Raw genomic sequence first — 7329 nt, 5'->3', positions numbered from 1 at the left:
AGTTAATATTCAGTTAATATCATTTGCCCCTTTAATGTATTAAATTTAATTAGTATTCAATATATTCTAGGTGAGGTTAATAATGTTAAAAGAAAATTATAAATTAAGAAAATTAAAAGTGGGTTTGGTATCAACAGCAGCGGCGATGATTTTTGTGATTTCAAATGGGACAGCAGAAGCATCTGAAAATACAGAGGCAGAAGTAGAAACAGTAGCGCAAAGTGATGTGTCAGAAGAAAATGAAGCGGCATCAGCATCTGTTGCACCTCAACAAGCGTCAGCAATTCAACTGGATGAAGTACGCCCAGGAGATACGCATGTTTCTGGCTATACAGCACCTAACAAAGCCATTTCTATCAAAATCGATAATAAAGATATCGTATCATTGGATGAAGATTATGAAGAAGTCGTGTCAGATGAAGAAGGTAAATTTACATATGATTTAAAAGGTCGTAAAATCGTCTACAATCAAAAAGTAGATGTTGAAGCAACGGCGCCATTAAACTTAGATGAATTTGACGAAGAAGCATTAGAAAGTGACGAAACAGAAAATCTTGAGCTCGATGCATTAGAAGGGTTAGAAGATGAAGAAAGCATTACGACTTCTGTGACAACACCACGTTATGAAAATGCTTATGAGATTCCAGAAAAGCGTTTGGAACCTATGGAAAACCAGCATCAAGTATGGATTGAACCTATTTTGGAAGGTTCAGGTGTGATTAAAGGCCACACTTCAGTAAAAGGTAAGGTTGCATTAGCGATTAACAACGAACATGTGCACTTAGGAGATAAACCAGAAACGCTAGAAACGTTAAATGATGCACAATGGCAAGAGCGCTATGATGGGATTTGGCGTCACATTAATGATCAGGGCTTTTTTGAATTTGATTTGAATCGTCATTTTGATAAATCTTATCCATTACAATTAGGCGATCTCGTGACATTATCGTTTAAATCAGATGATGCCAATGACGCAGTTGGTCCTGTTGTTTTTAACGTGCAAACAGAGCCATTTGAACGTGTGGCGGATGCTAAAACAATCTATCAATTAGGTGAGAGTCCTGCCATTGAAGTGTTAGACGATGTTGCGCATGAAATTGAAGTACAACCGATATTAGGGGATGTCTTACACACTGAAGCACGTGGTGAGCATGAAGTACTTGTAGAAGGTACGAAAAAGATTGAAGGTCGTACGCAATATGGCAACGCACTCATTCAAATTGATTCAAATCTCGGAGAACACCGTAGTTTCCCAACGTCACAAGCAGATGAAGCGGGTTACTTTACGTTTGATTTGAAAAAGACAGAAATGCAATTGTTGAACGGAGAAGCATTGACGTTTAAAGTTGTCGATCCACATACGCGCAAAGTGATAGCAGAAACGACAATGGGTATCAATCCAGCTGATAAAAAAGATCAAGCGCCAGAAAAAGAATATTTGTATGGGCCACTGACAGAGGAACAAAAAGCAAAATTGAAAGCAGAAATTCTACGTCCAATGATTTTTGATGCAACGGACAATCTAGAGCCAGAAATGGACTGGACTGATGAAGCAAATGCAGATGTAGAACCTAATGAAGAAATGGATGAAGTAAAGACAGAGACAACACCGGTTGCTAATGAAGACACAAAATCGACTGTAGATACTGAAGCAACAAAAGAAGTTCAGAAAAAGCCTGAAATGAACACGGAAGACAAGCCATCTGTGACTGACGCTGCTATGCCAGTTGAAGATGTGACATTACCTGGCTCAATGGCGCAATCAGATGAAAGTGATGTCATGGGTACGTCTATGCCTTCAGCTGAGTTTGTAACTATAGGTAAAAATGTAGAAATGGTGCATTACAAACAACGCTTGCCACTAATACAAATGATGCAAAGTCAAGACGCAAAAGACATGCCTGCATTGATGTTGCAATGGAATGGTGCAACAGAGCGTATGACAGATGTCAATCAAGTTATGGCAGCAGAAAAAGTCGTTCAACCCACAGCAGTCAAAGTAGCTAAAGAGACGAATACAGCAAAATCAGCGCAATTACCAAGTACAGGTTCTATGACGCATGTCACGTTATGGTCTGTATGGATGCTTGCTGCTGGCATGGTATTGTTATGGTTTAGACGCCGTCGCCAATCCTAATCATAATTAATTTCATATCAATAAGTCAGAGGAAATGGGACATTAAGTTTTCCCATTTCCTTCTCTTTTTATGGACATATATCGATGAATGATGATCAAACAGCCAAAAATGAGGATGAAAGGGACGTCATCAACGGATATTATGGGGGTGTCTTCATTTTGTAAACTTTCCCAAGGTGACTGTATTTGATGTCAGATTGCCAGAAGGCTGAGACTCCTGAGGGATCAGCTGGTCCGGAGAATCCACTAACGCCTCAACAAATGTAACAGTTTAATCAAGCGTTAGTTAGTCGAAGGGCCAGCCCCTTGGAAAGCGAAGCCATGATGGCAATCAAAGATACAATTCATTGCGAAAGGGTAAGTTAAACTCAATACTACATCCATAGCATCAAAAATTATTTCCCATCTTTTTCTCTTTTTAATGATATTATTATAAAAAAATATGTGGTTCATACTTCAGTCCTATTGTATATCTAAATTTATTTGATATATTTATAAGTAGATATTAATAAACACACAAGTGAGGTGTTGACCATGAAAAGATTAGCTTTTATACTTTTTGCCTTATTGCTTTTGTTAGCTGGATGCGGAGACAAAGACGCTCAAAAAGAAGAAAAAGCATCGACTCAAAACAACAAGACAGAAAAAACACAGGATCAAAAAGACAAAAAATCAGAAAAAGACCAGAAAGAAAAAGCAACGACAGAGAAAGAGAATCAGTCGGAGCAAGCAGCAGATACAAATCACAACAAAGATGAAATGAACAGTCAGCAGGCCCAACAGCAAAACAATCAAGCGCAAAATAGTGGAAATCAAGCTACTGTCAACACGCAACCCTCTCAGCCACATCAAGACAATGTCGATAAGTCTAAAATTGCATTGGCATTTTTCGGCAATGACATCGACCATTATAGCATCACACAGTCTGAAATTATGAAAGGTGTGTATGAATACCAAGGTCCGGGTATGACTTCGACAAGACAGGTCAACCAATTAACATTAAAACGTATGCCAGATATACCGAATGCACCACAAGGAATGAAGTTTTATAATGTGATGCCGGCAAAAGGCAACTTTGCAACAATTATCGGTGTAAATGACAACAAAGTGTTCGTCGGTGGCACACAAGGGGCGTTGGTTGATTATCAAAAGCTGTTAACAACGGGTAAAGAAATGAACGCACAAAGTTTGTATCAAGCACATCAAAATGATCCAGCGTTAACAACGATTACAAATAAAATTCAAATTACAAACTAATAGTATACAAGGGCGTGTCTATGTAAAGATGCGCCTTTTTTATGCGTGAGTGATGTGTATCGAGGGAATAGGTGACTGTGCATATGCATAGAAATGAACAAAATGATGATCTTTAAAAGAGGAGCGAAACCAATGAAAATTATTGCGACAAGTTTATTTGTAGATGACCAAGAAAAAGCGAAACAGTTTTATACGTCACAACTCGGATTTGAATTGAAACATGATATTGATTTAGGTGCAGCACGATGGTTAACAGTCGTTGAACATGATTCAGACAATCCTGTTGAAATTGTACTCGAACCGAATCAAAATCCGATTGCACAAGATTATCAAACGCGTCTATTTGATAGTGGTATTCCAGCGACCATGTTTGGGGTGGATGATATTGAAGCAACCTATCAAGCATTAACTGCGAAAGGCATCCAGTTCACACAAGCGCCGACCACTATGGATGAGGTGAAATTGGCGATATTTGATGATACATGTGGCAATTTGATTCAAATTATCGAACAGAAATAATAAGGAAAGTTTAAAGGCAGATGCTGTAAATGTGACAGTGTCTGTTTTTTTATGCACTTAACATGTATTTAGACGAGTGGCTACCTCATGTCATTTAAAAAAAGAAAATAATAAAACTAAATAAAATAAGATGATGACAGTTAAAAAAGAAAGAATCATAAAATTGATAATGATTATCATTGTTGACAATTCAAAAATTAGGGAGTAGGATATTTTTAAATCGTTATGATTACGATTTACAACTTTTAATATTTATTTTTAAAGAAGATGGAATAACATTGGAAATTGTGCATTTTTCAAAATTTAATCCATCTGGGAACATGACCGTATTAGTGGACTCACAACATGATCCTGCAGATTATGCACGGATTGCACAACAATTGATGCAAACATCGCATGTAGGATGTGAACAAGTGGGTTTTATTGTTGATGATGAAGGCGATATTCCACATCAGCTTGTCATGAGCGGACAAGAATTTTGTGGCAATGGTACGCTGTCATTTATCCGCTATTTAAAGGACAGAAAATTACTTTCTGGATCCTCTTTTCATTTGCAAGTGTCGGGATTGGATGAGCCGGTTGCGTGTGCAGTAGATGAAGCACGCAATCAGTACGAAACGACTTTACCTAAACCGCACCATATTGAAGAGAAGCATTATACGATTGATGATGTGCTGTTTGAAGGTTTAGAAATTCAATATGATACATACCAACATTTTGTTTGTCCGATTACTGTATGGTCAGACAAACTCGCAACATCTGTTGAAGCGTTTGTGAGGGCACAACCATGGCCTGAACATCTGACGGCAGTGGGCATGATGCTCTATGATACGCTACACCAACGTTTATATCCATTGATCTATGTGCCGCAAGTCGACAGCATGATTTGGGAACAAAGTTGTGGCTCAGGAACAGGCTCGGTAGGCATTTATGAAGTATATCGACATCAGCTAGACCATGTAGAAAAAGAGATTGCACAACCTGGAGGCGCATTGTCTGTGATTGCCGATCGAACAGAAACAGGCTATTCGATTGCGATTAAAGGACAAGTTTCAACAGTAGCTACAGGTATGGCATACATAGAATAGGAGCTCGAGATGATTAAAATGCAACAGAATACGAATGAATTTGAAACACGTTTGAAGCATTATCAGCAACAGTTTGAGCATTTATACAATACTGTTCAGCAAGGTGAGCGTGCACTGGATGACTTAGAACAGTTAATTGATGAATACAGTGACTATATTCTTGACGACCAGCCGACACAGCAATATGAGCATTGGCGTACTTCTACCGCTAAACAGCAACCACTGATTAAGCCATTAGCCGATATTACCGCGCGTTGTGTGAAATTGATGGAATCGACACGTGCACGTCGATTGATTCATGGTGAGCTCGGTTCAACGGGATATTTTGACAACATCGAGCATTGTATTTCAGAAGAGTTTGGCCAGTTCGAGATTACACCAGAAGATACGGTGCTTCTCGTTGGTTCAGGTGCGTATCCGATGACCCTCGTTCAAATTGCTCAAGAAACAGGTGCGCGCGTCATTGGCATTGATATTGATGAAGAAGCAGTACGTTATGGCCAACAAGTGATTCACATTTTATCGCCAGATGCACCGATCGAAATACATCAAAAAACTGTCTCAGAACTTGAAGATATCGGTGAAGTGACGCATGTGATTTTTAGTTCAACAGTTGAAATGAAATATGACATTTTAGAGGAACTGTATGATTTAACGGGCCATGATATCGTCGTGTCAATGCGTTATGGAGATGGTTTGAAGTCAATCTTCAATTATCCGAAACAAGAGACACATCCACAACAATGGACATGTGTGGATGATATTACGCGTCCTGATCAAATTTTTGATATTGCACTTTACCAAAAAAGATCAGAAGGGCGTGCATAATATGTCAAAATCTGTATTGATTGCTGGGACAGGTCCTGTAGCGGTACAACTCGCGGTATTATTCAAACGCTATACGTCACACACTGTTGATATGGTGGGGCGAGGGCGTACGACAGAGAAAGCACGGCAGTTTTGGACGGCATATCAAACGGCACAACAATTGGAAGTGCGTGTTCAAAACGACTTGCATGCGTCTTTAGCAGGTACCGCATCGCTTGGACAGATGTACGACAGTTATGAAGCAGTCGCACCACAGTATGATGTGTTAGTCCTTGCGTGTACAGCGGATGCATACAGCCAAGTCATTCAGCAATTGGCACCCGACGTACGTCAACGTCTCGAACATGTCGTTCTAATTTCTCCGACGTTCGGCTCACATATGATTGTGCAACAACAATTCAGTGTGGATCAACCGCATATTGAGGTGGTGTCATTTTCAACATATTTAGGTGATACGAGCGTGCCCGATCCGGAAACACCGCACCGTGTACTGACTAAAGGTGTAAAGAAACATCTATATTTAGGCACGACACATGAACAGTCAGACTTTTCCCGGGAAATGATGACACTCATGTCTCAAGTTCAAATACCAGTGACAGCCGTTGCACATCCGTTAATGGCAGAGTCACGTAACAGTTCGTTGTATGTGCATCCTGCTTTATTCATGAATGGACATGCATTGAAAGCCGTATTTGAAGGGATGACCGTCCCATTTTACGTCTATAAATTGTTCCCAGAAGGCCCGATTACGATGTGTTTAATTGCGGAAATGCGTCAAATGTGGCAAGAAGTCATGGCAATATTAAAACGTTTGAATATCGATACGTTGAATTTATTGAAATTTATGGTGAAAGAAAATTATCCCCTTCGTCCTGAAACGATGGATGAGGAACGTATTGAAGCGTTTGAAACGTTGTTGCCTATTGAACAAGAATATTTATTATACGTGCGTTACACTGGGATTTTGATTGATCCATTTTCAGAACCTGATGAAAACGGGAAATACTTCGACTTTTCAGCAGTGCCCTTTAAGCAAGTGTTTCAAAATGAACAAGGGGTTTGGCAGATTCCAAGGATGCCAAGTGAAGATTATTACCGAACACAAATGATGCGCGGTATGGCACAGGCGCTTGGTATTGCGACGCCGATGATGGATACATTGATTGAGCGTTATGAAGCGCAACTCACTGCTTTTCAAAAGGCACATGCTGAAGACGCGCTATCATCGCAATTTGAAATCCAGTCGTTTGAGGAAGACGTCGCAAGCATCGCCGCATTGTTGAAAACTGGTGCATAAATGACAATGGACATTATGAGAAAAATCAAATGTATTGCAAACATAGCGCATCATCATTTTAGCTGATGTGCAATATGAAGACATTTCAGTTGCTGATTTTCTGTGATGTTAGACTTTGATAAGATTTGGGTGCAAATTTGAGATTGCAAAAACTACCCGAGACTCCCGAGGGATGAAGTTGAAAACAAGATAACGTCACTTGA

6 protein-coding genes are annotated in these 7329 nt (G+C 39.6%); all 6 read left to right on the top strand.

All coding sequences use genetic code 11. From position 1 onward, the window contains the following. Positions 1–82 precede the first annotated feature (82 nt). Positions 83–2137 carry a YSIRK-type signal peptide-containing protein gene (locus CD138_RS05300; protein WP_019169166.1) on the top strand — a complete coding sequence of 685 codons (2055 nt, stop codon included), beginning with the start codon at positions 83–85 and terminating at the stop codon, positions 2135–2137. A gap of 534 nt (positions 2138–2671) precedes the next feature. Beyond that, a complete protein-coding gene (locus CD138_RS05295) occupies positions 2672–3394 on the top strand; it encodes a hypothetical protein (RefSeq protein WP_019167823.1) in 723 nt (240 codons plus the stop codon). A gap of 132 nt (positions 3395–3526) precedes the next feature. Next, entirely contained in the window at positions 3527–3913 is a 387-nt protein-coding gene (locus CD138_RS05290; RefSeq protein ID WP_019167822.1) for a VOC family protein, read from the top strand. A gap of 287 nt (positions 3914–4200) precedes the next feature. Then, entirely contained in the window at positions 4201–5001 is an 801-nt protein-coding gene (gene cntK / locus CD138_RS05285) for a histidine racemase CntK (protein ID WP_241520322.1), read from the top strand. Between the two features lie 18 nt (positions 5002–5019). After that, positions 5020–5829: a staphylopine biosynthesis enzyme CntL gene (cntL, locus tag CD138_RS05280; protein WP_026066801.1), complete on the top strand. Its 810-nt coding sequence runs from the start codon at positions 5020–5022 to the stop codon at positions 5827–5829. A gap of 1 nt (position 5830) precedes the next feature. Further along, on the top strand, positions 5831–7126 hold the full coding sequence (gene cntM, locus CD138_RS05275; protein WP_019167819.1) for a staphylopine biosynthesis dehydrogenase: 1296 nt from the start codon (positions 5831–5833) through the stop codon (positions 7124–7126). Positions 7127–7329 lie beyond the last annotated feature (203 nt).

Origin of the sequence: Staphylococcus intermedius NCTC 11048 (assembly GCF_002902385.1) — a bacterium.
GTDB lineage: Bacteria > Bacillota > Bacilli > Staphylococcales > Staphylococcaceae > Staphylococcus > Staphylococcus intermedius.
The sequence above is the reverse complement of the archived record's forward strand: the minus strand, read 5'-3'. Positions and strand labels throughout refer to the sequence as shown.

Excerpts from the sequence above, each read along its gene's own strand:
- CD138_RS05300 (WP_019169166.1), top strand. The coding sequence starts at position 83 with ATGTTAAAAGAAAATTATAAATTAAGAAAATTAAAAGTGGGTTTGGTA.
- CD138_RS05295 (WP_019167823.1), top strand. The coding sequence starts at position 2,672 with ATGAAAAGATTAGCTTTTATACTTTTTGCCTTATTGCTTTTGTTAGCT.
- CD138_RS05290 (WP_019167822.1), top strand. The coding sequence starts at position 3,527 with ATGAAAATTATTGCGACAAGTTTATTTGTAGATGACCAAGAAAAAGCG.
- cntL (WP_026066801.1), top strand. The coding sequence starts at position 5,020 with ATGCAACAGAATACGAATGAATTTGAAACACGTTTGAAGCATTATCAG.
- cntM (WP_019167819.1), top strand. The coding sequence starts at position 5,831 with ATGTCAAAATCTGTATTGATTGCTGGGACAGGTCCTGTAGCGGTACAA.